We start from the raw sequence: 25,245 nt of genomic DNA on the forward strand, positions 1-25,245 counted from the left end.
GTGCCATGAAAGACCTCTCCTGCGGCAAAGTCTCCCTTGTCGGTGCCGGCCCCGGCGACCCGGACCTGCTGACGGTCCGCGCCCTGCGCCTGCTGACCGAGGCCGACGTGGTCGTCTACGACCGCCTCGTCTCGCCCGAGATCATGGCCCTGATCCCACCCCGCGTGGACCGCATCGACGTGGGCAAGCTGCCGACATGCCACAAGGTTCCGCAGGAGCAGATCAACGACATCCTCGTGAAACTCGCCCGGCAGGGGCAACGCGTCGTGCGCCTCAAGGGCGGCGATCCCCTGATCTTCGGTCGTGGCAGCGAAGAGGCGCTGGACCTCGCCGCCGCCGGGATCGACTACGACTACGTGCCCGGCATCACCTCGGCGCAGGGGGCCTCCTGCTCCACCAAGGTCCCGCTGACCCATCGCGGCCTCGCCACCGGCGTGCGCTACGTCACCGGCCACCGCGCCCGCGACATGGCGCTGGACCTCGACTGGGCCTCGCTCGCCGATCCCGACACGACCCTCGTCGTCTACATGGGCGCGATGAACATTTCCGAAATCTCCCACGAATTGCAGGTCCACGGCATGCCCCCGTCCCTGCCGGTGCTGGCCGTGGCCTCTGCCACCACCCCGCGCGAACAGCGCCTGCGCTCCACCCTTGCCACCCTCTCCGACGACATGGCCGACGCCCTGGCACAGGGGTGCATGACCGCCCCCGTCCTCTTCATCATCGGCCATGTGGTCACGCTTTACCCGGCCGAGGCCGCGCAACTGGCGGACGTGGCCTATGCCTGACCGGGACGCGCTCCTCTTCGCGGTGCTTGCCGTGATCGCGCTTTGCGCCGGGGCGGTGCGGGCCGAAGGGATGCGGGCCGAGGTCCCCGCCCCCCGCGCCGCCGAACTGAAACACATCCTGATTCAGGACTGCGGCTCCTGCCACGGTCTGACCATGAAAGGCGGGCTGGGATCGCCCCTCACCCCTCAGGCGCTGGACGGCGCCGACCCAGAAACCCTCGCCGCGATCATCCTCGACGGCGTCCCCGGCACCGCCATGCCGCCATGGCGTCCGCTGCTCAGCGAAGCCGAGGCGCGCTGGATCGCCGATACCCTGCTGGAGGTGAAACCATGAACCGTTTTCTCTGGGCCGCGCTGCTGTCGCTCTCGCCCTTCGCCGCCATGGCCGAGGACGGCTTTGCCACGGGTGACCTTGGCCTCGTCGTCGAACGCGCCACCGGGTCGCTGCTGGTGCTCGACCGCTCCGACCGCGCCGCCGTGGGCCGGATCGAGGGCTTGGGCGACCTCTCCCACGCCTCCATGACCTACTCGCCCGACGAGCGGTTCGCCTATGTCTTTGGCCGCGACGGCGGGCTGACCAAGGTCGACATGATCGCGCGACAGGTGGTCGCCCGCACCATTCAGGCGGGCAACTCCATCGGCGGCGCGATCTCGGATGACGGCGCGCTGGTCGCCGTGTCGAACTACACGCCGGGCGGGGTGAAGGTCTTTGACGCCGACACCCTCGCGCTGGTGGCGGACATACCCGCACAAGGAAAGACCATCGGTCTGGCCGACCTGCCCGGTCGCCGCTTTGCATGGGCGGTCTGGGACACGGGCCACGCCTTCGTCGGCGATTTCTCCGGCCCGGAACCGGTCATCACCGACCTTGGCAAGGTGGGTGAGAACCCCTTCGACGCGGTCGTCACCGACGACGCGCATACCTATCTGATCGGGCTTTTCGGGGAAAAGGGCGTCAGCGCCGTGGACCTCTGGGACACCGACCCGAAGCCCCGGAAATTCCTCGAAAACTACGGCAAGACCGAGGACGACATGCCGGTCTACAAGATGCCCCACCTGCAAGGCTGGGCCTTTGCCCAAGGCCAGTTCGTCCTGCCCGCCGTGGGCCAGCACGAACTCCTGTGGGTGGACCGCGACACGCTGGAGGAATCGGGCCGCACCCCTGTCCACGGTCAGCCGGTGTTCATCATCGCACAGCCCGCGTCTCCTTACGTCTGGGTGAACTTCGCCACGCCTTTGAACGACGTGGTGCAGGTGGTCGACTCGCGCACGCACGAGGTCGTCCAGACCCTGACCCCGGGCAAGGCGATCCTGCACATGGAATTTGCGCCGCGCGGGGCCGAGGCCTGGATCAGTTCGCGCGATGACAACGCCATCCTCGTCTACGACACCCGCACCTATGCCCAAAAGGCCCGGATCGAGGCGCAATCGCCCTCCGGCATCTTCTTCACCGCGCGCGCGCATCAACCGGGGCTGTAACCCATGCTGGACCGTTTCGACACGCTCGACCAACGCCTGCTGGACGACTTCCAGCGCGATTTTCCCCTGACCCCGCAGCCCTTCGCGGTGCTGGCCGAACAGCTCGGGACGACCGAAGACGTGGTGCTGGACCACCTGCGGGCAATGCAGAGTGATGGCCGCATCGCCCGCGTCGGCGGCACCGTGCGGCCCAATACCGCCGGGGCGTCGACCCTCGCGGCGATGGCCGTGCCGGAGGAGCGCATCGAGGAGGTTGCACGGCAGGTCAGCCGCCTGCCCGGCGTCAACCATGCCTACCTGCGCGAACACGACTGGAACCTGTGGTTCGTGGCGACCGCCGCCTCGGCGGAGGATCTGGCGCGCGATCTGGAGGCCATCCGCCTTGAAACGGGGCTGGAGGTGCTGGACTTGCGGCTGGTGCAGCCCTTCAACATCGACCTCGGTTTCCCGCTTGCGGGAGAGCGGCGCTGCATGACCACGCGGGCAGATGTGGATGCGGACGCGCTGCGCGACAGCGACCGGCCCCTTCTACATGCCCTCAGTCAGGGGTTGCCGCTGGTGCCACGCCCCTATGCCGCGCTGGCCGAAAGCCTGGGCTGGTCGGAGCCTTGCGTCCTGACCCGGATCGACGCGCTGCTGGCGGCGGGCATCCTGACGCGGATCGGCGTCATCGTCCGGCATCGTGCCGTGGGCTGGACCTCCAACGCCATGGTGGTCTGGGACGTCGCCCCGGAGCGCATGACGGAGGCCGGTCGCGCGCTGGCGCAGGTGCCGGGGGTGACGCTGTGTTACCAGCGGCGCATCGTGCCGGGGGTCTGGCCCTATGGCCTTTATTCCATGATCCACGCCCGGTCGCGCGCCGAGGCGCTGGAGGTACTGGCCCGCGCCGCCGCCCTGCCCGCGCTGAACAGCGTGGACCATCTGCCGCTGTTTTCGATCCGCTGTTTCAAGCAGACCGGCGCCCGCCTGCAACGGGAGGCCGCGGCATGATGATGCGCCGAAAACCCCTGCCCGCCGACGCGCTGACCGCAACCGACCGGGCGCTGCTCAACACGCTTCAGGACGGGTTCCCGCTGGACGATCAGCCCTTTGCCACGGTGGGTGCCGAACTGGGGCTGAGCGAGGCGCAGGTGATCGAGACCCTGCACCGCCTGCGCGACATGGGGGCGATCACCCGCTTTGGCCCTTTCCTCGACGCCGCCGCGATGGGCGGGGCGTTCTGCCTCTGTGCCATGGCCGTGCCACATGATCGGTTCGCGGCGGTCGTGACTTTGGTCAATGCCCATGACGCCGTGGCGCATAATTATGAACGCGATCACGCGCTGAACATGTGGTTCGTCCTCGCCTGCGAGACGCCCGAGGCGATCACCGACACAGCCGATGCGATCGAGGCGGAGACGGGCCTGCCCGTGCTGCGCTTTCCCAAGGAGCGGGAGTTCTTCATCGGCTTCCGCGTTCAGGCCTGAGGACAGGACATGCTCGACGCCACCGACCGCCGTATCATCGCCGCCACCCAAGGAGGCCTGCCGCTGGTGCCCCGCCCCTATGCCGAAGTGGCGGGCTGGCTGGGCCTGACTCCCGAAGAGGTGACCGCCCGCCTGTCGCGGATGATCGACGACGGCGTTATCCGGCGCATCGCCGTGGCCCCCAATCACTACGCGCTGGGGATGGTGGCCAACGGGATGAGCGTCTGGGACGTGACGGACGACCGCGCCGGGGGCCTGGGCGAGCAGGTCGGCGCGCTGCCCTTCGTCACCCATTGCTACCTGCGCCCCCGCGCGCGGCCCACCTGGCCCTACAACCTGTTCGCCATGATCCACGGATCGGACCGCGCGCAGGTCGAGGCCCATCGCGCCGAGATCCGCGCCCTGCTGGGGGATACCCTGCAGGCCGACGACATTCTCTATTCCACGCGCATCCTGAAGAAGACCGGGATGCGGCTGAAGGGAGACACCTGAGATGTTCCGCCTGACGCAATACATGCGTGAATTGACCGACCCCACCCCGGTCCGCACCCGCCGTGGCAGCGGCCCGGTGAAGCCGGTGGTGATCTGGAACCTCACCCGCCGCTGCAACCTGCGCTGCCGGCATTGCTACACCGTCTCGGCGGATGTGACCTTTCCCGGCGAGCTGAACGACGAACAGACCCTGCGCGTGCTGGACGACCTGCACGGCTTTGGCATCCCGGCGCTGATCCTGTCGGGCGGCGAACCCATGTCGCGTCCGAACTTCTTCGAGATCGCAGAGCGCGCGGCGAAGCTGGGCTTCCGCCACCTCGCGCTGTCGACCAACGGGACGAAGATCACGGCACAGAATGCCGACCGTATCGCCGATGTGGGCTTCGACTACGTGGGGATCTCGCTCGACGGGATCGGGGCGGTGAACGATGCGTTTCGCGGTCTCGGTGGGGCCTTCGACGCGGCGCTGACCGGCATCCGCGAATGCCGCAAGCGGGGGATCAAGGTCGGGCTGCGCTTTACCCTGACCGAGCAGAACGCGCATATGCTGGGCGACATGCTCGATCTTTGTGACGACGAAGGGGTGGATAAGTTCTACCTCTCGCATCTGGTCTACGCGGGCCGGGGGGACAAGAACCGGGGCGACGACACGCGCCGCAGCCACACCCGCCGCGCCATGGACCTGCTGATCGGCCGCGCCTGGGACGCGGTGACAGGCGGGCAGCCGCTGGAGATCGTCACCGGCAACAACGATGCCGACGCCGTGTATTTCCTGCACTGGGCAGAACGGCACCTCGACGCCGCGCGCGTCGCGCATGTGCGCGATCACCTGACCGCTTGGGGCGGCAATTCCTCGGGTCTTGGGGTGGCGAACATCGCGCCCATGGGGACGGTGCACCCGGACACCTACTGGTCCGACTATACCATCGGCAACGTGAAGACCGTGCCGTTTTCGACCCTCTGGACCGGGAACGACCCGATGCTGGCGACGCTGCGGCAGCGCCCCCGCCCGCTGAAAGGCCGCTGCGGCGCCTGCGCGTTCAAGGGCGTCTGTGGCGGCAATACCCGCATCCGGGCGCTGCAGATCACCGGCGATCCATGGGCCGAGGACCCGGCCTGCTACCTGTCCAACGCCGAGATTGGCGTGGCAGAGGCGGATCGTCTGGAACCCACCCCTTTCCGAGGCAAGACCCGTGACCCAGCGCATCAGTTTTTCTAATCTCGTCAGTGCCTTGGCGATCATCGTTGCCACGGGCTCTGAAGGTCGGGCCCAGGATGGGGCTGCGATTTACACCGACCTTTGTGCCTCCTGCCATGGCGAGGCGCGGCTGGGGTCCATCGGCCCGGCGCTGATCCCCGAGGCGCTGGCCCGCCTGCGCGGTGCCTCGCTGGAAGAGGTCATCGCCCATGGCCGCGTCGCCACGCAGATGCCCGCCTTTGCCCAGACCCTCAGCGCCGCCGAGATCACCGCCGTGGCGGAGTATGTCAGCCAGCCGCTCGACCATGTCCCCGACTGGACGGCGGCGGACATCGCCGCCAGCTACACTCCGAACCCGGATTACACCCCCTCCCCTGCCCCGGTGTTCTCCGCCGATCCGATGAACATCACGCTGGTGGTGGAAACCGGCGACCATCACCTCAGCGTGCTGGATGGCGATACCTTCGAGGTTCTGGATCGCTTCCCGACGCCCTTCGCCGTGCATGGCGGGCCGAAGTTTTCGCCCGACGGTCATTTCGTCTACATCATGTCGCGGGATGGCTGGGTGCAGAAATACGATATCTGGTCGCTGCAAGAGGTCGCCCGCACCCGCGCCGCGATCAATGCGCGCAACATCGCCCTGTCGAACGATGGAAGGTGGCTGGCGGTGGCGAACTACCTGCCGCATACGCTGACAATCCTCGACGCGGACCTGACCCCGGTGCAGGTCCGCCGGGTGGTGGCGGCGGATGGCAGCGAAAGCCGCGTCTCCGCCGTCTATCAGGCCCCGCAGCGCGACAGCTTCATCCTCGCGCTGAAGGACGCCCCCGAGATCTGGGAAATCGCCACATCAGAGGACGCCGGGCCATACCATGACGGGTTCGTACACAGCTACGAGAAGGACATGAACGAAGCCCTCGCCGCCGAAGAGGGCCTCTTTGCCCGCCGTCGCATTGCGGTGGACGAACCGCTCGACGATTTCTTTTTCGACCCCGCGTACCGCAACCTGATCGGCGCCAGCCGGGACGGCGCGCGCGGCGTGGTGGTGAACCTCGACGTGGGCCGCGCCATTGCCGAGCTGCCCCTGCCGGGAATGCCGCACCTTGGCTCCGGCATCAGCTGGATCAGCCAGGGCCGCCGGGTCATGGCCACGCCGCATCTGAAAGAAGGCCGCCTGACCGTGATCAATACCGACGATTGGTCGGTGGTAAAGTCGGTGGAGACGCTGGGGCCGGGGTTCTTCCTGCGCTCGCATGAGGACTCGCCTTACGTCTGGGCGGATGTGTTCTTTGGCCCGAACAAGGACAAGATCCAAATTCTCGACAAGGACTCGCTGGAGATCGTCCGCACGCTCGACCCCGCCCCCGGCAAGACCGTCGCGCATATCGAGTTCACCCGCGACGGCAGTCACGCGCTGGTGTCGCTCTGGGAGGAGGACGGCGCGGTGATCGTCTATGACGCGCGGACCCTCGAAGAGGTGAAGCGCCTGCCGATGCGCAAACCTTCGGGGAAGTACAATGTCTGGAACAAGATCACCTTTTCGGACGGCACCAGCCATTGACCGCGCGGCGCTGATCGTCGCCCATGGCAGCCCGTCCGACCCATGGCCGCAGGAACGCGCCGTGGCGGAACTGGCCGTGCGGGTGTCGGCCTGTCTGCCGGGATGGGAAGTGCGCGGCACGACGCTGGCCGCGCCGGGACGGTTCGAGGCAGTCTGTTCCGCCATGCCCCGGCCCGTCCTGCTGCCCTTCTTCATGGCAAGCGGGTGGTTTACCACGCGCGCCCTGCCCTGCCGCGCAGCGCCCTTCGACGTGGCCCTGCTGGAGCCTTTTGGCCTGCATCCGACGCTTCCCGCCCTCGCGGCGGCGCGTATTGCGGACACGATTGCGCCCGACGACCTGCCCGGCTGCCAGATCCTGATCGCGGCCCATGGCAGCCGCACCGCACGTGGGTCCGCTGAAGCGACAGTACGGTTTACCGCGGCACTGTCAGGCTTGCTCCCCTGTCCCTCGGCCCGGATCGGATTTCTGGAAGAAGCACCATATATCGCTGATGTCGCGCGCGGGATGGGGCGGAACGCGCTGTGCCTGCCGCTGTTTGCCTTGTCCTCGGGCCATGTGACCGAAGACTTGCCCCGTGCGCTGGACTCTGCCGGGTTCGCGGGATCGGTTCTGCCACCACTGATCGACTGGCCAGAGGTTCCGGCGCTGTTGGGAGAGGCCATCGCCCGGACAAGGAGCCTTGCACCATGCCCATGATCCCTGCCCCGCGCCGAGTGCTGGTTTACCTCGCTGTCTATCCCTTCGCGGCCTCTGCCGTGGCGATCAACCTTTTCCTGCTGTTCCTGATGCTTCAGGCGGTGGGAGTGACGGCATTGTCGCCCTTGATGGCGCTGCTCATTGCCGGTCCCTTGGGTCTTCCCGCGACATGGCTGGCCGTGCGTTGGATCGACGGATTGATCCGCGAGGCGGAAGGCCGGGCTTGATAACGGCCATCACTTTACCGCGGTAAATCGTTGTCCCTTCTCCCGGCTTTTGGATTTACCGCGGTAAAGTCGCTTTGGGACGCAGACAGCGCGCATCTTCAAGGACGGCCCGCAGATAGTGGTCAGGGTGTCGGATGCGGTCCAACCCGGTGGCGATATGGTCGATCAGGCGAATGGCCTCTGCCCAGCCGCATTTCATCAGCACAGCTTCCACCGTGCCTCGGGTGATCCGTAGAAAGCTGGCAAAGTCGGTCAGCGTTTCATAGGCGGCCTGCTGCGTTTGGGGTGGGGTGCCGTAGAACTCTTTCAGAGTCCGCGTCTGCGCCCAGGACAACGGGATCTCGGCTGGATCAAGTCCGGGGCCTTCTTCTTTTAAATCTTTTTGTTCAGACTCTATGTGCCGGACAGTTTGACCGGCATCGGCGGCAGGTCTGTCCGGCGTCCGAGGGACGGGCGCGGCCTTTGCGAGGGTTTCGGCTTCTGCGGAGGTCAACCGCGCTTCGAGCACGGCCAGTTCCGTTTCGCAGGGATGTTTGCGGCGCAGGGCGTTGCGAAGTGTATCGCGCAGATCGGCGAGGGCAGGGGGCACCGAGGCGCAGGCGCGCAGCACGGCGGCCATGCGGGCGCTCAGGGCGTTGCGTCGCTGGCGCTGACGCTGGATGTCCTCGTCGATCTCCTGCTTCATGGCGCGCAGCGCATCATGGCGGTCGATCAGCGGGTTCAGGTCGATCCCGTAGGCACCGACGATCACACCGGCGGCGTCACGTTCCGGGAACCGCCGGCCATTGGCGCTGAGGCGGCGGATGAGCAGACCGGCTTCTTCGAGGCGCACCTCGCCCCGGCGAAAGCGGCGCTCGTCCATGCCACAGGCGCGGTCCAGGATCTCGGTCAGGTTCATGAAGGACATGTTGAGCGCACCGGGCACCAGAGGCCCCTGCGGCAGCACCGACAGATGGGCGCGCAGCACCATGATGTCGCGGTCGGCCAGTCCCAGCGGGCGGCGCAATTCCGTGACAAGGGACAGCAGCTCCCAGCGGTCGACCGCATGGTGACCGGGGGTGGGGCAAGGGGATACCCTTTGCCCGCGCGGCATCGCCGCGGGCATGATCTGTTTCATCGCATTTCAGACGGCAAAATTTACCCGTTCACTGGCGAACCAGTGTTGAAATCGATTCGGAGGCGGGGTAGAAAGGCTTTGCTACAAGACCAATCAGGCCCTCTCCGGAACCCGTTTCGGTGGGGGCTTTTTCTTTGCTCTGGTGTCTGCTCCTGTTTTTGTGGTTGCTCGTTATTCGAAAACCGCGGCAAGGGATTTACCGCGGTAAAGTCTTTGGCCTCAGCCCTCGTGATCCGACAGGATGCGCCGCACCTCTGCGTCGATCCGGTCCAGCAGTTCGGGCGGCATGTCCCGTCCGCCCTTCACGATCAGTGACCGTGTCTTGCGCTCTACCGTGATCCGTCCGCCGAGATAGTCCTGTGCCTGCGGGGCAGGGGCCTCGGCCTTCTTGCTCAGCGCGGCCTGCACGGCGGCCAGAAGCTGGTGAAAGCGGGCCACGCTGTCGGGCTCGGTGCGGTCGAGCAGCGCCAGCGCGCGGGCGCTGGTCATGTCGCCCTTGTTCAACATGCGGACCAGCTTTTCCCAGTTGCGGCGACCGACGCCGCGCGCCGGGCCGATGGCCTGCACCAGATCCTCGCCCACGGCGAGGTAGGTGTTCACCATGAAGTTCACCAACGTCGGAGAGATGTTCAGGAACTCGGCCACGTCCTTCTGTTCGAACCCTTCGCGCACGCCCTGCGTCGCGGCACGGGCCCGTTCGATGTAGCTGGTTTCCAGCCGGGCCGAATTCTCGATCCCCTGCGCGACAAAGGCTTCGCGGTCGTCCATCCGCGCCACGAATGCCTTGATCCGGGGCAGGCCGAGGCGGCGCGTGGCAGCCAGACGCCGCCTGCCGACGACGATCTCGTAGGGCTGCGCGCCGCCCTGGACGATCCGCACCAGGATGGGGATCTGCTGGCCGTTCTCGCGCAGGCTGTCGACGAGGCTGTCGAGATCCTCGTTGATGTCGATCCGGTCGCGGATGCGGCTGTCGGCAATCTCCTCGACGGCGATTTCCTGATAGGTGCGATCGGCGCCGCCCTGGGTCGCGGCCCGGATGTACTTGTCGCTGGCGGCGCCGCCCTTGATGATCGGTTTGCGCTTGGCGGCCGGGCGGGCAGGGGGCTGATCCTCGGCGGTCTTGTCCGCCCCGTCACCGGTGCCGAATACAGAGCGTGCCATCAGTCATTTCCTTCGCTTGCCGCGATCCGGCCACGGCCCGCCATGATCTCGCGCTCGATTTCCAGCGCGATGCCATGCAGGCTTTCGAGGATGCGGTCATAGGTCTTGCGGGTAAAGCCGGAGGGGTCGACCTCCAGCAGCGGGTTCATGGTGTTGCCCGCGTCGGCAATGGCCGTCGAACTCAGGAAATCCGTGTTCAGCATCGCCGTCCCCAGCGTGTTGCGCAGGAAGGAACTCAGCTGCAACTGCGCAGGATCGTTGGGAGAATAGCGCGTCAGCAGGATGCGGACAAAGTCGAACCGCTTGTCGGGGTCCACGCCTTCGATGCTTTCGAGGGTGCTGGACGCGAGGTCGAGGAACTTCACGAGGCTGACCACGTCCAGCATCCCCGCAGACAGCGGGATCAGCATGGCGTTCGAGGCATAGAGCGCCGCGATCACGCAGAACGACATATGCGGGGGCGTGTCAAAGATCACCACGTCATAGGCGTCTTCGACCAGTTGCAGCGAATCCGAGATCCGCGAGTAGAAGGGGATGCCCTTCGACGCGGCGCTGGCGGTCTCGTATTCGAATTCCGTCAGCGAGATCGACCCGGGGATGATGTCGATGTTCGGAAAATAGGTCGCCTGAATGGCATCGGTGATCGGCACGCGGGGGGCGCCGTCCTCTTCCTCGTAGCGCAGCACGTCATAGATCGACGGGATGTTGTCCAGATCGGCCTGTATGTCGAACAGGTCCGAGCAGCTGGCCTGCGGGTCGAGGTCGACCAGCAGCACCTTGAAGCCGCGCAGCGCCAGGAACTGCGACAGGTTTACCGCGGTCGAGGTTTTCGACACGCCACCCTTGAGGTTGTAGACCAGCAGCTTGGTCGTGCCCTCGCCGTCGAGCTTGCCGGGGAAGGTGTCCAGAGGCAGCTTCCCCGCCGCATAGAGCGCCTGTTGGATCTCGTGGATTTCCTCCAGCGAGAACGTCCGGCGGTTGCCCGGTTCCATCAGCCCTTCGGGCAGGCCCTCGATGGTCTTGAGGTGATGGCGGAGGGTGTTGTAATTCACGCGGTAGGCCAGATCGGCCATTTCACGGATCGTAAACCTGCGCAGGGCCTTATCAGACTTGCGGCTGTCCGGTGCGTTGAGACGGCTGGCCTGTTGACGCAAAGCCTCATCCAGCGCATCGCTGAATGCGCCAAGTACTTCGGAGCCCAAAAGCGCTCGCATCTGCTCTGTCCTCGTTCTTCTTTGCGATCTGTTTACATCAGCAAACCTCGCAAAGTCCACCGAAAGCTGACGAGCGTCTAGAACCTGCGTGACTGGGGAGGGGGCTGACGGCGCAAGGGTGCGACGGTAAGTGCAATTTTATCAGCAGCTTATAGGATGTTTCCCGGCCCGGGACGGCCCGAAAATCATCCACCATTTTATCCACAGTACGTCAGGGGCGAGTTGCTGCACAGGGGATTCGCGCGGTTTCTCCCCGTCCTGCTGCCCGATCGAGTCGTCCGGTGCGTGGTGCAGGAAATTGTTAACGCCGTACCGCAGGCCTGACTTTCGTCAAGGAGGCGACTCGGTGGCGGTCGTACCCCGTGGGCATGACACGTTGCACATCCCCTTTGATTGCGCTGCTGCTCGTCCTGAGCCTCCTGCTTTCGGCAGGCAGCAGCGGCTTTCTTCGCACGGCGCATGCGGTCGCCCGCGCGGGGCAGCAAACGCTTGTCATCTGCGGTGAGACCGGGGCCGAAACGATCACGCTGGACCGTGACGGCAACCCGGTGTCACCCGCCACGCCCTGCGCGCATTGCGCCGATTGCACGGTGCCTGCCGCGGTCCTGTTCGCTGCGGTGCCGACGATCGCGCGGCCCGTCGCGCAGTCCCGTCGCCTGTCGCCCCCCTTGGCGCGCAGGCTGAACACGATCCCCGTCGACCCGTCCCGTGCGCGCGGTCCCCCGGCGACGAAAGGTATTTGATCCATGGTCTTTCGTTTACTCCTTTCCTGCCTGCGCGCCGCGCTTCTGCTGGTCCTGATGACCGCGACGGCCCGTGCCCAAGGCACCGACGCGCTGCTGCCGCAGTTCCTTGCCAGGGCCGATCCGGCCCATCTGGTCGAGGGCGCCGATGGCTTTGGCCCGATCCGCGACGACATCGCCGTGGCCCCGATCCTGAAAGGCGGCAAGCCGGTTGGGCATGTCTTCCTGACCTCGGATTTCGTCGGCACCACGGGGTATTCCGGCAAGCCGATCCACACGCTCGTGGCGCTGTCGGACGACGCGACGGTCCTCGGCGTCGATCTGGTGAAACATTCCGAGCCCATCGTCCTGATCGGCATTCCCGAACGCGAGATCCGCGCCATGATGGACGCCTATCGCGGTGTCTCTCTGATCGAGGCGGCGCGGGGTGCGGATCATGATCTGGAGATCATCTCGGGCGCGACCGTGACCGTCATGGTGATCGACGACAGCATCATCCGCTCGGGCCTGAAGGTGGCCCGGTCGCTTGGCCTCGGCGGGCTGGCGGTCGAGGCCGACAACGGTCCGAAGTTCGCGCTGCGCCCCGACGTGTCCGCGCCGGACAGTTGGATGCAGATGGAGGGTGACGGAACGGTGCGCCGCCTGTCGCTGGACGTGGGGCAGGTCAACGCCGCCTTTGCGGCCATGGACGACCCGAGGGCTGCGGCGCGCGCGCTGACAGAGCCGCCCGAGAGCACCTTCATCGACATGCAGATGGCGCTGGTTTCGGTGCCCGCCATCGGGCAGGCGGTGCTGGGGGCTGCGGAGCACGCCAACCTGCGCGGCTGGCTGGGGGAGGGCGATCATGCCATCGCGGTGGTCGGTCGGGGGCTCTATTCCTTCAAGGGGTCAGGCTATGTGCGCGGCGGGATCTTCGACCGGATCGTGTTGATCCAGGACGATGTGTCGGTGCGCTTCCGGGATCGGGATCACCGGCGGATGGGGGTCATCGCGGCGGAGGATGCGCCGAAGTTCACCGAAGCTGACCTGTTCCGTATTCCTTCCGACAGCGGGTTCGACCCGACCAAACCCTTCCGGCTGCAACTGCTGGTGCAGCGCGACGTGGCGGCGATCGAGAAGGTCTTCACCACCTTCGACCTGGGCTACCAGCTGCCGCAGCGGTTCCTGATGCCGGTGGCGGTGGAGGCCGCGCCAGAGGTCAGCGAGACGGACGCGCAAAGCACGCTCTGGCAGAAGATCTGGCGCGACAAGACACCGGAAATCGCCGTGCTGGCCGCGATGCTGGCGGTTCTGACGCTTGGCTTCTTCTTCCAGATGCAGCTCACCCGGTCGGAGCGTGCGGTGAAACTGTTCCGCTACGGGTTCCTGACGCTGACGCTGGTCTTTCTGGGCTGGTACGCCAATGCGCAACTGTCGGTGGTCAACCTCATGGCGCTGTTCGGCGCGCTGACCACGGAGTTCAGCTGGCAGGCGTTCCTGCTCGATCCGCTGACCTTCATCCTGTGGTTCTCGGTCGCGGCGGCGCTGCTGTTCTGGGGCAGGGGAGCCTACTGCGGCTGGCTGTGTCCTTTCGGTGCCTTGCAGGAGCTGACCAACCACGCGGCCCGCCGCCTGGGCGTGCCGCAGGTGAAGCTGCCCTGGGGTCTGCACGAACGGCTCTGGGCGGTGAAATACATGATCTTCCTCGGGCTGTTCGGCGTCTCGCTGGCCTCCATCGAGCAGGCGGAGCATCTGGCGGAAATCGAACCGTTCAAGACCGCGATCATCCTGAAGTTCATGCGCGCCTGGCCCTTTGTCGCCTATGCGGCGGCGCTGCTGATGGCGGGGCTCTTCGTGGAACGGTTCTACTGCCGCTACCTCTGTCCCTTGGGCGCGGCGCTGGCGATCCCGGCGCGGCTGCGGATGTTCGACTGGCTCAAGCGCTACAAGGACTGCGGCAGCCCCTGCCAGACCTGCGGCAACGAATGCATGGTCCAGGCGATCCACCCCACGGGCGAGATCAACCCGAACGAGTGCCTGAACTGCATGCACTGCCAGGTCCTTTACCAATCCGAACAGAAATGCCCCGTCGTGATCCGCCAGTTGAAGCGGCGTGCGGCGGTGTCCCAACCCGAGTCCGCGCCAAGGGCCGGGCTTACCAATCATCCCAATGCTTCGAAGAAGGAGACACAGAATGTCTGACACGGGAAACAAGGGCCTCAGCCGTCGCGGCTTCATGGGGGCCACGGCCACGGGCGCGGCGATGCTGGGCGGCACCGGGGGTCGAATGGGCCTGATGGGCGGCGCGGCAGCCCTGACGCTGGCGGCCTCCGAAGCCAAGGCACAGGCCCACGCCACCCCCGCACCGGGCGAGCTGGACGAGTATTACGGCTTCTGGTCCTCGGGCCAGACCGGCGAGATGCGCATCCTCGGCATCCCGTCCATGCGCGAATTGATGCGCGTGCCGGTCTTCAACCGCTGCTCGGCCACCGGCTGGGGGTCGACCAACGAGAGCCTCAAGATCCTGACGCAGGACATGCTGCCGCAGACGAAGGAATACCTCGCCGCGCAGGGCAAGACCGTGCATGACAACGGCGACCTGCACCACGTCCACATGTCCTTTACCGAGGGCAAATACGACGGGCGCTACCTGTTCATGAACGACAAGGCCAATACGCGGGTGGCGCGGGTGCGCTGCGACGTGATGAAGGCCGACAAGATCATCGACATTCCCAACGCCAAGGCCATCCACGGGTTGCGCCCGCAGAAATGGCCGCGCACGAACTACGTGTTCGCCAATGGCGAGGACGAGGTGCCGATGGTCAATGACGGCAAGGTGCTGGACGATCCGTCGCAATACGTGAACTTCTACACCGCGATCAACGCCGACGAGATGACCGTGGCATGGCAGGTGATGGTGTCGGGCAACCTCGACAACACCGATTGCGACTATGACGGCAAATACGCCTTCTCGACCTCCTACAACTCGGAAATGGGTGTGAACCTCGCCGAGATGATGGAAAACGAGATGGACCATGTCGTCGTTTTCAACATCAAGGAAATCGAGGCGGGCATCGCCGCGGGCGATTTCACCGAGCTGAACGGCGTGAAGGTCATCGACGGCCGCAAGGGCCAGAACAAGAAGTATACACGGTATATACCGATCCCCAACTCGCCGCACGGCGTGAACATGGCCCCCGACAAGGTCCACCTCTGCATCAACGGCAAGCTTTCGCCCACGGTGTCGGTGATCGACGTGCGCAAGCTGGACGCCCTGTTCGACAGCGACGCCGACCCGCGCTCGGCGGTGGTGGCCGAACCGGAACTGGGCCTCGGGCCGCTCCACACCTGCTTTGACGGCAAGGGCAACGCGCTGACGACGCTGTTCCTCGACAGCCAGGTGGTGATGTGGAACATCGAGAAGGCGGTGCAGGCCTATGGCGGTGCCGATGTCGACCCGATCATCACCAAGCATGACGTGCAGTACCAGCCGGGCCACAACTCGACCTCCATGGGCGAGACGCTGGAAGCGGACGGCAAGTTCTACATCTCGATGAACAAGTTCTCGAAAGACCGATTCCTGAACGTCGGCCCCCTGAAGCCCGAGAACGAGCAGCTGTTTGCCATCGACGGTGACGCGCTGACCCTGATGCACGACGGCCCGACCTTTGCCGAGCCGCATGACAGCATCATCGTCCACCGCTCCGTGGTGAACCCCAAGGCGATCTGGGACCGTAACGACCCCATGTGGGCGGATGCGCGGGCGCAGGCCGAAAAGGACGGCGTGGATATCGACGACGTGCATGACGCGGTGATCCGCGACGGCAACAAGGTGCGCGTCTACATGTCCTCCATGGCCCCGGCCTTTGCGCTGGAAAGCTTTACGGTGCAGCAGGATGACGAGGTCACGGTGATCGTCACCAACCTCGATGACATCGACGACCTGACCCATGGTTTCACGCTGAACAATCACGGCGTGGCGATGGAGGTTGCACCGCAGGCGACGGCCTCCGTGACCTTCAAGGCGGCGAAACCGGGCGTCTACTGGTACTACTGCCAGTGGTTCTGCCACGCGCTCCACATGGAGATGCGTGGCCGCATGTTCGTCGAGCCGAGGGCGATCTGATGCGCCTCGTCCTCCTCCTCTGCCTGCTCGCCGCGCCCGCATGGGCAGAGCGCCTGCACGTCCCCGCCGAGCCCGGTGCGCTGGCGCGCGCCGTGTCAGAGGCCGGGGAGGGGGACGTCCTGATCCTTGCGCCGGGCCGTCACGATGGCCCGGTGATCCTGACACATCCCCTCACGCTGGAGGGGGCGCCCGGGGCCGTGGTGGACGGGCACGGCGCGGGGTCTGTCATCACGGTGGATGCCGAAGGGGTGACGGTCAGGCGGCTGGCCGTCACCAACTCCGGTCGCTCGCACGACGCGATCGACGCCGGGGTGAAACTGACGAAACGTGCGCGCGGGGCACGTGTGATGGACAACACCCTGACCGGGAACCTTGTCGGCGTGGACATCCACGGCGCGCGGGACGCGCTGGTCAAGGGCAACCGGATCGAGGGTCTGCGACTGCCCCGGATGAACGACCGTGGCAACGGCATCTATGTCTGGAACGCGCCGGGATCGGTGGTCGAAGGCAACGAGGTGCGCTTTGGCCGCGACGGGATCTTCTCGAATTCCTCGAAGCGCAACACCTACCGGGACAACCTGTTCCGCGACCTGCGGTTCGCTGTGCACTACATGTATACGAACGATTCCGAAGTGTCGGGGAATGTCTCCATCGGCAACCATCTGGGCTTTGCCATGATGTATTCGGACCGGATCGTGGCGCGGGACAATATCTCGATCAACGACCGCGATCACGGCGTGATGCTGAACTACACGAACCAATCGGACATCTTCGGGAATCTCGTCACCGGGGGAACCGGGAAGTGCACCTTTGTCTACAATTCGCACCGTAACCTGTTGGCAGAGAACGTGTTTGAGGGCTGTGACATCGGCGTTCATTTCACCGCCGGGTCTGAGAGGAACACGATCACCGGCAATGCCTTTGTCGGCAACCGGACCCAGGTGAAATACGTCGGCACGACGGATGTGGAGTGGAGTTTCGAGGGGCGCGGCAACTACTGGTCGGATCACGCGGCCTTTGACCTCGACGGTGACGCACGGGCGGATTCACCCTATCGGCCCAATGACGTGATGGACCACATCCTGTGGTCGCAACCCGCTGCAAAGCTCTTGATGGGCGCGCCTGCGGTGCAACTGGTGCGCTGGAGCCAGTCGCAGTTCCCGGCGGCTCGGACGGGGGGCGTGGTGGACAGTCACCCGCTGGTCGCCGCTCCGGACCGCGCGGTTCCCGAGGATGTTCAACTGTTTGCCAGGGCAGAACCGCTCTGGGTGAAGGGAGGCGGGGAAAACGATGCTGACCCTATGCAATCTCACTAAGCGCTACGGCGCGCAGACCGCGCTGGATGCGGTCACGCTGACGGTGCAGCCGGGCGAGCGCGTGGCGCTGCTGGGCCACAACGGCGCGGGGAAGTCCACGCTGATGAAACTGATCCTCGGGCTGCTCACACCCGACGGCGGTAGGGTCGAGGTGGCGGGGCAGGCCCCCGGCAGCGCGGTGGCGCGGACGCTGACCGCCTACCTGCCGGAGAACGCGGCCTTTCACCCCTCGCTGACGGGGCAGGAGGTGATCCGCCATTACCTGCGGCTGCGCGGGCGTGATGTACGGGAGGCGGAAGGCCTGCTGGAGAAGGTCGGACTGGGCGATGCCGCGCGGCGACGGATCGGCGGCTATTCCAAGGGGATGCGCCAGCGCGTCGGGCTGGCGCAGGCGCTGATCGGCACGCCGCGCCTGATGGTGCTGGACGAGCCGACCTCGGGCCTCGACCCGATCTCGCGCCGCGATTTCTATGCGCTGCTCGATGACCTGGCGGGGCAGGGGACGGCGATCCTGCTGTCCTCGCACGCCCTGTCGGAGCTGGAGGCGCGCACGGATCGGATCGTGGTTCTGTCCGGCGGCCGGATGGTGGCCGAAGGGACGCTCGCCAGCCTGCGGCAAGGCGCGGCACTGCCGGTCATCGCGCATCTGGTGGCACGGGCGGGGTTGACCGGCCCTCTGGCAGAAGCCTTCCCGGAGGCAAGTGCGGAGGGTGGGCGGCTGGTGATCGCCTGTCCGCCCGGCGACAAGCTGGCGCTTTTGGAGCGCATCGCGGCGCGGCGCGACCTGATCGCGGATGTGGATGTGCTGCCGCCGTCGCTGGACGCGCTTTATGCACAGATCAGCGGGAGGGCCGCGTGATGCTGGGCCGTATCCTGTCGACCGCCGGTCTGGAATTCCGCATCGCGCTGCGCAACCGATGGGTGGCGGTGGGTGCGGCGATGATGGTGCTGTTCTCGCTGGTCCTGTCGGCGGCGGGGGCAGGGGCCACGGGGCTGGCCGCCGATCCGCTCTCGGTGATCGTGGCGAGCCTCGTCTCGCTGGCCGTCTACCTCGTGCCGTTGATCGCGCTACTGATTTCCTTCGACGCCGTGGCGGGCGAGGCGGAGCGCGGCACGCTGCCGTTGCACCTGACCTACCCGCTGTCGCGGGGCGAGCTGCTGCTGGGCAAGCTGGTCGCGCAGACCGGCGTGGTCGCGCTGGCGGTGCTGGCGGGCTATGGCGCGGCGGCGGTGATGGGCTTTGCCGCCGGGGGCATGGCGGCGCTGGCGGGGCTGGGCGCGCTGTGGCGGCTGGTCTGGACCTCCGTCCTGCTGGGCGCTGCGTTTCTGTCGCTGGGTCACGCGCTGTCCTGCCTGTCGCGGCGGGCCTCTGGTGCGGCGGCGCTGGCGATCGGGTTGTGGCTGGTGGTGATCGTGCTGTATGACCTCGGGCTTTTGGCGGCGATCATTGCCGACGATGGCGGGGTGTTCACCACGCAGGTCTTTCCCTGGGCGCTGGTGCTGAACCCGGCGGATGCCTTCCGGCTGTTCAATCTCGCAGCGTCAGAGGCGGTCGACGCGGCCTCGGGGCTGTCTGGCGCGGCGCACAGCATCGCGGTGTGGAAGCCGCTGGCCTCCCTGGTGATGTGGCCCGTCGCGGCGGCGCTTCTGGCGCGGCTCAGTTTCGGGAGGGTGATGGCATGAGATGGGTTTTGCTGGCCACATTGGTCCTGGCGGCGTGCAAGGAGGATGTCGCCGACCTGCCCGCCCCGGTGGCGATCACGGCGGAGTCGGCGGGCTTCTACTGCCAGATGAGCCTTTTGGAACATGACGGGCCGAAGGGGCAGGTCCACCTCGACGGGATGCCCGCGCCGCTGTTCTTCAGTCAGGTCCGGGACGCGGTGGCCTACCTGCACATGCCGGAGCAAAGCCACGCGGTGCGCGTCACCTACGTGCAGGACATGACGGGGGCGACATGGGCCGAACCGGGACCATGGATCAGGGCGGAAGCGGCGCTCTATGTGATCGGCTCGGACAGGGTCGGCGGTATGGGCGGCGCCGAGCTGGTGCCCTTTGCCAGCGCAGAAGCCGCCGGAGATTTTGCCGCGCAGCATGGCGGACGGGTGCGGTCCTTTGTCGAAATCCGGGCAGCGGACGTGCTGGAGGCATCTGAGCGCCCGGCATCGGAGCACGACGATATGGGCGCGCGGCTCAGCCGTCTGTCCGGCGGATAACATGGAGAGCAAAAGCCATGACCAAGGGTTTCACACGCCGCCGTTTCCTGTTGGCGGCCACCGTATCGGGGCTGGCGACGGCCCTGCCTGCGGAGACGCAACACTGGGAGGGGCGCGCATTGGGGGCAAGGGCCCGGATCCTGATGGACCACCCCGAAGCGGCGCGGCTGACCGCCATGGCGCGGGCGGAGATCGCGCGGCTGGAGGGGGTTTTCAGCCTGTACCAACCGGAGTCGGAACTGGTGCGGCTGAACCGCGACGGCAGGCTGGACGCACCGTCTTTCGAGTTGCTGGACTGTCTGGCCGTGGCGCGCGTGGCGCATCGCGTGACGGGCGGGCTGTTCGATCCGACGGTGCAGCCCTTGTGGCGGGTCATGGCGGAGGCGGTGGAGCAGGGCAGGACACCGCAGGCGGCCCGCATCACCAAGGCGCGGGAGCGGATCGGTTTCGACCGGGTGCGGTTCGCGCCGGAGGCGGTGGTGCTGGGCCAAGGGCAGGCGCTGACCCTGAACGGCATCGCGCAGGGCTATATCGCGGACCGCGTGACGCGCCTGCTGAAGTCCGAGGGGCTGGCGGACGTTCTGGTCGACACCGGCGAGATCGTGGCACGGGGGACGGCGGAAGGGCAGGGGGGCTGGCCGGTTCGGATCGCGGGCACGTCGCGACGGCTGGTGCTGCGCGACCGGGCGCTGGCGACATCGGCCAGCCATGGCACGCGGCTTGGCGCGCAGGGGCATATCCTGAACCCGTGGGGGGCGGCGGAGGAGGGGGTGGAGGGCGCAGGTCGGCAGGTCTCGGTCTCGGCGGACAGCGCCGCGCTGGCCGATGCGCTGTCCACCGGGCTGTGCCTGCTAGGGGACTCCGCCGCGGCGCGGGCGCTGCTGGCGGGCGCGCGCGGCGTGCGGCTTGAGTCCTTCATCCCGGAACAATCCCGAAGCTGAAAGGAGACAGACATGAGGATTATCGCAACGGCAGCGGTGCTGCTGGTTTGGGGCGCGGGCGCGCAGGCGGGGGACCCGGCGGCGGGCGCGGCGGATTTCGGCAAGTGCAAGGCCTGCCATTCGATCATCGCCGCAGATGGCACCGAAATCGTCAAGGGCGGCAAGACCGGGCCGAACCTCTTCGGTGTGATCGGCCGGCCGGTGGGGTCGCTCGACGGGTTCACCTACAGCAAGGACATGGCAGCCGCCGGAGAGGCGGGCGTGGTCTGGGATGAGGTATCGCTGGCCGAGTATGTCGCCGACCCGCGTGCCTGGGTGCGCGCCGCGACCGGCAATCCCAAGGCCAGGTCCGCGATGACCTACAAGCACAAGACGGGCGGCGCGGACATGGCCGCCTATCTCGCCAGCCTCGGTCAGTGACGGCATGAGGGGCGGCCCCGGCGGATGTCCGGGGCCGTTCGTCGCTCAGGAGGCCTGACTGTAGCGCGCGCCGGTGTCGTTGTAGGCGTCAAAGGCACTGGCGATGATCCGGGTCAGCGCGCGGCCCTCCGGCAGGATTTCCATCACGTCGCCGTCGAGGCGCACGAGATCACCGAAGCGCTCGGCGGTCCGGGTCATGTCGGCGCGCAACACCTCGCTCCGTGGGCCGAAAGCCTGACGCATCGCGCCAAGATCGAGGCGGAAATCACACATCACCATCTCGATGGCGCGGGCGCGCAGCAGGTCGTCGGCGCCAAGCATGTGGCCGCGTGCGCCCGCCAGCGCACCGGCCTCGATCCGCTGGACATAGGCGGGGGTGGCGGCGGCGTTCTGGATGTAGCCGCCGGGCAGACGCGAAATCGACGACGCGCCCAGCCCGATCAGCGTGGCGCAGCGATCGTCCACGTAGCCCTGGAAGTTGCGCCGCAGGTGGCCAGAGCGCGCGGCCTGTGCCAGCCCGTCGCCGGTCCGTGCGAAGTGGTCGATGCCGATGGGTTCCAGCCCCGCCGTGCGGAAGCGTTCTGCCGCCAGCTCCGCCAGGGCAAAGCGGTCGCGGTCGCCGGGCAGGTCGGCATCCTTGATGAGTTTCTGCCGTTTGGACATCCAGGGCACATGGGCATAGCCGAACAGCGCGATGCGGTCGGGGGCGAGGTCAAGAACCTTGTCCACCGTATCCGCGAGGCGTGCCGCCGTCTGGTGCGGCAGGCCATAGACGAGGTCGGCATTCAGCGAGCCGATCCCGGCGGCACGCAGGTCGTCGACACAGGCGCGCGTGACGTCGAAAGGCTGCTGGCGGCCGATGGCCTGCTGGACCAGCGGGTCAAAGTCCTGAATGCCGATGCTGGCGCGGCTCATGCCCTCGGCGGCGAGGGCGGCGATCTTGGCGCGGTCGACCATGGTGGGGTCGATCTCGACCGAGAATTCGCAATCGTCGGCGGGCGGCAGCACGGCCTTCACCGCGCGGGCGAGGCGGTGGATAAGCGCAGGCGGCAGGATCGTCGGTGTGCCGCCGCCCCAATGCATCCGGCCCATGCGCAGACCCCTTGGCAGGATGTCCCGCAGCAGGGTCAGTTCCTGTTCCAGCGTGCCGATGTAGGCCTCGACCGGGGCGAGGGTCTGCGTGCCCTGCGTGCGGCAGGCGCAGAACCAGCACAGCCGTTCGCAGAACGGGATGTGGATGTAGACCGACACCGGATCGTCCGGGTCGAGCGCGGCCAGCGCCGCGGCCTGTTGCGTGGCACCCACCTGCGGTAAAAAGACCGGGGCGGTGGGATAGGAGGTGTAGCGGGGCACCCGGGCGTCAAAGAGGCCGAGGGATCCAAGGCGGTCGATCTGTTTCATGCTGGTGATATGCACCTTTGCACGGGGCGGCGACTTGAGGTCGGTCAAGTCGGACGAGTTTTTTGCCTGTGCGTGATCTGCGTGGAGGCGCGGGTCGCAGGCCGGAAAGCGGGTGGCGCGCCTGTCAGGCGTCACCGCTGCGCCGGACGGAACCAGGGCAAGTGGCCGTGCATGGCCCAATAGAGGCGCGACACCGCCTCGGCAAAAGCATTCCGGCGGCCGGGAAGGACCGCCGGGGCCAGATTGCGTGCAGCATCGGCGTGCTGGCGCGCGTGTCAGGCCATCGCGGCGTTGCTGCCCAGGACCTCGAACACCGTGTCGTCGTCAAAGACCATCGGCGTGACCGTCATCACCTTGTCGAAGACGGCAGAGGCATGTTCGGTCGGGAAGATCACGTTCCACGGCGGGAAATCCGGGTTCTTCCTGTCCACGGTCGCCGGAGAGTAATTCGTCGTGTCGATATGACCCGACGGGGCACCGCCCTGCTGCAGGACGTTGCCAATGGCGGTGTCCATCGCATCCCACCAGTCGATGATGTCTCCGACGATGTCCAGCGACAGCCCGCGCGTCGCGCCAAGCCCGCTGAGCATCGTGCCGATGTTCATCAGTTGCACGAGGATCAGTTCATCCTCGCCGAGGCTCAGACCCGCCTTGCGGATGGCGAGGATGTCATCCAGCGTCTTCTGGTTCAGCTCGATGACCTTCTTCAGACCCTTCACATAGGCCACGCCCATCTGGACCCCCGCGAGGATGGTCCCGCCGAGGTCTTCTGCCGCGGCCTTGGACGCCAGCGTCACGCCCTGCACCAGCTCGGTTCCGGCGGTGTCGATCACCGTGTTGATCACCGCGGCATTGTTCGCGGCAATGTCGGATTCGAGACTGGAGATCTTGGCCTTCAACTGGCCGATCTTGTCCGCCGCCGCGCCGACCTGTGCCAGAACCCGGGGAAAGTCGTCGTCGAAGGCGTGCAGAGCGCCATTCAACGCATCCTGGTAGTTTTTCACAGCCGTCTTGGCACCCTTGGTGTTGGCGAGGACCATTTCGATGATGCTCTTGAAACGTTCCAGTTCCGAGGTGACCCGGGTTTCGTCCTTCTCGTAGGCGGCCTGAACCAGCTTGCCGTATTCGGCCTGCACATGTTGGGCAAAGCGTTCGAATTCCTGAAGCGTGGTCACCACGAGATCCCGCACCGAGCCCAGCCCGGACACCGGATCGCTTTGCTGCCACTGGCCGGCGATCTCGACGGCATTTGTGTAATGGGTATCTATGGCGTCGACCACCAGCGCGATCTGCGCCTTGTCCAGCGTGCCGTTGTCCGTGTTGATCTGCGGCACCGGGTTCTCCAGCAGCCGGTTCGCGATCAGGGTGTTCTGCCCAAGGGCCGAAGCCTGCGTCACCTGGGCCACGAGCGGATCGGGTATGTCGAAAATATTGGCGCTCATGGGGAGCTCCTCGATGAAGGTTGCGGGTGCCGCGCCGCCCGGCAAGACCGTGCATCGGCGCGGCCTCGGGTCTCAGCTGCCGGACTTGGCGTTCACGACCTTGGTCATCTGTTCCTGCGTGACCTGTTGCACCGGCACCGGCGTCAGCAGGGCCGAGATCAGTTTCTGCAGGGCGTCGTAGTCGGATTTGACGTATTCGGCGTCCTGTTCCAGATCGTCAGCCGAGGCATTGGCCGTCAGGTCATTGAGGAAAGTGTCGATGTCCCCGGCGGCAGCGGCGAAATCATTGGCCATGGATTCCAGCTGGCTCGAGATCTTCTCGGCGGCATCTACCCCGGTCCCGAGGCGGCGCACCGCGTTCTTGATGGAATACAGCGGGTGCAGGATGGCTTGCTCGTCTTCTGTCAGCGCCAGTTTCTGCAGGTCGGTGTTCTTCTGGGCGATGTCCTGCGCCTTCTTGCCGACCATCTCGACCTCGCCGAAGGCCGTCAGGCCCGCAGCGACCCAGCCGATGGGATTCCAGAAATTGGTGACCGCGATCAGGCCGCCGACGATGCCCACCGATATCTCGCCAAAGGTCAGCCAGTTGATGTCGTTCTGGAGGCTGTCGATCTCGTCGTTCAGGTTCGAGACCTGATCCTGCAATTTCTGGGCGGCCTGCGCTTCGGTCAGGGTGTCAAGGTTCAGCGCCTTGCCGTCCGCCGGGGGAATGGCGGTCTGGAGCGCCTGGAAATCCGTGTTCAGCGTCGCTTCCCAGGATTGCAGCTGCTTGACCGCGCCATCGGTGTTCGTATGGGCCTTCTTGACCTCTTCCTGCAGGCGGCGGGCGTTCGTCTCCATCCGGTTCAGGTCGGAGGCCAGTTGATCCTTGTCGAGCGGATCGCCCTTCTTGTAGGCGAGGACGGCGTCGAGGATCTGGGCGATGGTGATCTCGCTGTGCCGGGTATAGGTTCCGGCATCGGTGACCACATCCGTGATCCCGTTGATCTGGGTGCTGAGCCCGCTGGCCACGGACTGAGCGGCCTTGAAATCGGTGCCGAGCTGGTCGATTGCCGCGTTCGCGGCATTCGTGATCTTGGCATCGACGTCGTCGTTGGCAGGCAAATGCGGCGGCGTGCCGACCGAGGTGATATAATTCACGAAGGCTTGCATGATCTGCTGGTAGGCACCCAGGTTGCCCACATGCTGTTTCAGGTCGCCGGTGCCGAGCGCCTGCACGACGGCGGATGTGTTGGCTGTGGCAGTCATCAGAAAATCTCCTTTG

At 66.2% G+C, this 25,245-nt stretch carries 25 protein-coding genes; 19 read left to right on the forward strand and 6 right to left on the reverse strand.

The window, feature by feature from the left end; translation table 11 throughout:
* Positions 1 to 5: 5 nt before the first annotated feature.
* Genes cobA through ACP16H_RS16510 form a run of 10 tightly spaced genes read left to right on the forward strand, consistent with a single transcriptional unit; the run spans position 6 to position 7,908 of the window.
* Complete coding sequence (gene cobA / locus ACP16H_RS16465) at positions 6 to 788, forward strand: uroporphyrinogen-III C-methyltransferase (protein ID WP_425073341.1); 783 nt, start codon at positions 6 to 8, stop codon at positions 786 to 788.
* Positions 781 to 1,122, forward strand: coding sequence for a c-type cytochrome (locus ACP16H_RS16470; RefSeq protein WP_425073342.1), 342 nt, complete (start codon positions 781 to 783; stop codon positions 1,120 to 1,122). The genes cobA and ACP16H_RS16470 overlap by 8 nt, the downstream gene beginning before the upstream one ends.
* Positions 1,119 to 2,267 carry a cytochrome D1 domain-containing protein gene (locus tag ACP16H_RS16475; RefSeq protein ID WP_425073343.1) on the forward strand — a complete coding sequence of 383 codons (1,149 nt, stop codon included), beginning with the start codon at positions 1,119 to 1,121 and terminating at the stop codon, positions 2,265 to 2,267. Before ACP16H_RS16470 ends, ACP16H_RS16475 begins: the two co-directional genes overlap by 4 nt.
* Before the next feature lie 3 nt (positions 2,268 to 2,270).
* Positions 2,271 to 3,257: an Lrp/AsnC family transcriptional regulator gene (locus ACP16H_RS16480; RefSeq protein ID WP_425073344.1), complete on the forward strand. Its 987-nt coding sequence runs from the start codon at positions 2,271 to 2,273 to the stop codon at positions 3,255 to 3,257.
* A gap of 2 nt (positions 3,258 to 3,259) precedes the next feature.
* Positions 3,260 to 3,733, forward strand: coding sequence for an Lrp/AsnC family transcriptional regulator (locus tag ACP16H_RS16485; protein WP_425073413.1), 474 nt, complete (start codon positions 3,260 to 3,262; stop codon positions 3,731 to 3,733).
* A gap of 9 nt (positions 3,734 to 3,742) precedes the next feature.
* On the forward strand, positions 3,743 to 4,225 hold the full coding sequence (locus ACP16H_RS16490; protein ID WP_425073345.1) for an AsnC family transcriptional regulator: 483 nt from the start codon (positions 3,743 to 3,745) through the stop codon (positions 4,223 to 4,225).
* 1 nt (position 4,226) lies between these two features.
* A complete protein-coding gene (gene nirJ / locus ACP16H_RS16495) occupies positions 4,227 to 5,444 on the forward strand; it encodes a heme d1 biosynthesis radical SAM protein NirJ (protein ID WP_425073346.1) in 1,218 nt (405 codons plus the stop codon).
* The gene (locus tag ACP16H_RS16500) at positions 5,419 to 6,984 is read left to right on the forward strand and encodes a cytochrome D1 domain-containing protein (protein ID WP_425073347.1); all 1,566 of its coding nucleotides are present in this window, start codon (positions 5,419 to 5,421) and stop codon (positions 6,982 to 6,984) included. Before nirJ ends, ACP16H_RS16500 begins: the two co-directional genes overlap by 26 nt.
* Complete coding sequence (locus ACP16H_RS16505) at positions 6,941 to 7,681, forward strand: sirohydrochlorin chelatase (protein ID WP_425073348.1); 741 nt, start codon at positions 6,941 to 6,943, stop codon at positions 7,679 to 7,681. The genes ACP16H_RS16500 and ACP16H_RS16505 overlap by 44 nt, the downstream gene beginning before the upstream one ends.
* Complete coding sequence (locus ACP16H_RS16510; protein WP_425073349.1) at positions 7,672 to 7,908, forward strand: hypothetical protein; 237 nt, start codon at positions 7,672 to 7,674, stop codon at positions 7,906 to 7,908. Before ACP16H_RS16505 ends, ACP16H_RS16510 begins: the two co-directional genes overlap by 10 nt.
* 55 nt (positions 7,909 to 7,963) lie before the next feature.
* Here the strand turns inward: ACP16H_RS16510 and ACP16H_RS16515 are convergent, their stop codons facing one another.
* The 3 genes from ACP16H_RS16515 to ACP16H_RS16525 form a co-directional block, all read right to left on the reverse strand.
* A complete protein-coding gene (locus ACP16H_RS16515) occupies positions 7,964 to 9,025 on the reverse strand; it encodes a helix-turn-helix domain-containing protein (protein ID WP_425073350.1) in 1,062 nt (353 codons plus the stop codon).
* A gap of 219 nt (positions 9,026 to 9,244) precedes the next feature.
* Positions 9,245 to 10,186: a ParB/RepB/Spo0J family partition protein gene (locus tag ACP16H_RS16520; RefSeq protein ID WP_425073351.1), complete on the reverse strand. Its 942-nt coding sequence runs from the start codon at positions 10,184 to 10,186 to the stop codon at positions 9,245 to 9,247.
* A complete protein-coding gene (locus tag ACP16H_RS16525) occupies positions 10,186 to 11,400 on the reverse strand; it encodes an AAA family ATPase (protein ID WP_425073352.1) in 1,215 nt (404 codons plus the stop codon). Before ACP16H_RS16525 ends, ACP16H_RS16520 begins: the two co-directional genes overlap by 1 nt.
* Before the next feature lie 368 nt (positions 11,401 to 11,768).
* On the opposite strand from ACP16H_RS16525, the gene ACP16H_RS16530 reads away from it, so the two are divergent.
* The 9 genes from ACP16H_RS16530 to ACP16H_RS16570 are packed head-to-tail and all read left to right on the forward strand — an operon-like array spanning position 11,769 to position 21,138.
* On the forward strand, positions 11,769 to 12,143 hold the full coding sequence (locus ACP16H_RS16530) for a hypothetical protein (protein ID WP_425073353.1): 375 nt from the start codon (positions 11,769 to 11,771) through the stop codon (positions 12,141 to 12,143).
* A gap of 3 nt (positions 12,144 to 12,146) precedes the next feature.
* Positions 12,147 to 14,324 carry a 4Fe-4S binding protein gene (locus ACP16H_RS16535; protein WP_425073354.1) on the forward strand — a complete coding sequence of 726 codons (2,178 nt, stop codon included), beginning with the start codon at positions 12,147 to 12,149 and terminating at the stop codon, positions 14,322 to 14,324.
* Positions 14,317 to 16,248 carry a TAT-dependent nitrous-oxide reductase gene (gene nosZ, locus ACP16H_RS16540; protein WP_425073355.1) on the forward strand — a complete coding sequence of 644 codons (1,932 nt, stop codon included), beginning with the start codon at positions 14,317 to 14,319 and terminating at the stop codon, positions 16,246 to 16,248. The genes ACP16H_RS16535 and nosZ overlap by 8 nt, the downstream gene beginning before the upstream one ends.
* On the forward strand, positions 16,248 to 17,564 hold the full coding sequence (locus tag ACP16H_RS16545) for a nitrous oxide reductase family maturation protein NosD (protein WP_425073356.1): 1,317 nt from the start codon (positions 16,248 to 16,250) through the stop codon (positions 17,562 to 17,564). The genes nosZ and ACP16H_RS16545 overlap by 1 nt, the downstream gene beginning before the upstream one ends.
* On the forward strand, positions 17,539 to 18,423 hold the full coding sequence (locus ACP16H_RS16550) for an ABC transporter ATP-binding protein (protein ID WP_425073357.1): 885 nt from the start codon (positions 17,539 to 17,541) through the stop codon (positions 18,421 to 18,423). The genes ACP16H_RS16545 and ACP16H_RS16550 overlap by 26 nt, the downstream gene beginning before the upstream one ends.
* A complete protein-coding gene (locus ACP16H_RS16555) occupies positions 18,423 to 19,247 on the forward strand; it encodes an ABC transporter permease (RefSeq protein WP_425073358.1) in 825 nt (274 codons plus the stop codon). The genes ACP16H_RS16550 and ACP16H_RS16555 overlap by 1 nt, the downstream gene beginning before the upstream one ends.
* Positions 19,244 to 19,777 carry a nitrous oxide reductase accessory protein NosL gene (locus tag ACP16H_RS16560; protein WP_425073359.1) on the forward strand — a complete coding sequence of 178 codons (534 nt, stop codon included), beginning with the start codon at positions 19,244 to 19,246 and terminating at the stop codon, positions 19,775 to 19,777. The genes ACP16H_RS16555 and ACP16H_RS16560 overlap by 4 nt, the downstream gene beginning before the upstream one ends.
* A 17-nt stretch (positions 19,778 to 19,794) precedes the next feature.
* Positions 19,795 to 20,718, forward strand: coding sequence for an FAD:protein FMN transferase (locus ACP16H_RS16565; protein ID WP_425073360.1), 924 nt, complete (start codon positions 19,795 to 19,797; stop codon positions 20,716 to 20,718).
* A 12-nt stretch (positions 20,719 to 20,730) separates the two neighbouring features.
* Entirely contained in the window at positions 20,731 to 21,138 is a 408-nt protein-coding gene (locus ACP16H_RS16570; RefSeq protein ID WP_425073361.1) for a c-type cytochrome, read from the forward strand.
* A gap of 45 nt (positions 21,139 to 21,183) precedes the next feature.
* On the opposite strand, the gene hemN is transcribed toward ACP16H_RS16570, so the two are convergent.
* The 3 genes from hemN to ACP16H_RS16585 form a co-directional block, all read right to left on the reverse strand.
* Positions 21,184 to 22,539: an oxygen-independent coproporphyrinogen III oxidase gene (gene hemN / locus ACP16H_RS16575; protein ID WP_425073362.1), complete on the reverse strand. Its 1,356-nt coding sequence runs from the start codon at positions 22,537 to 22,539 to the stop codon at positions 21,184 to 21,186.
* A 275-nt stretch (positions 22,540 to 22,814) separates the two neighbouring features.
* Positions 22,815 to 23,981: a hypothetical protein gene (locus ACP16H_RS16580; RefSeq protein WP_425073363.1), complete on the reverse strand. Its 1,167-nt coding sequence runs from the start codon at positions 23,979 to 23,981 to the stop codon at positions 22,815 to 22,817.
* A gap of 72 nt (positions 23,982 to 24,053) precedes the next feature.
* Positions 24,054 to 25,229, reverse strand: coding sequence for a hypothetical protein (locus ACP16H_RS16585; protein WP_425073364.1), 1,176 nt, complete (start codon positions 25,227 to 25,229; stop codon positions 24,054 to 24,056).
* Positions 25,230 to 25,245 lie beyond the last annotated feature (16 nt).

This window comes from Sagittula sp. S175, from assembly GCF_049800975.1.
Taxonomy (GTDB): Bacteria; Pseudomonadota; Alphaproteobacteria; order Rhodobacterales; family Rhodobacteraceae; genus Sagittula.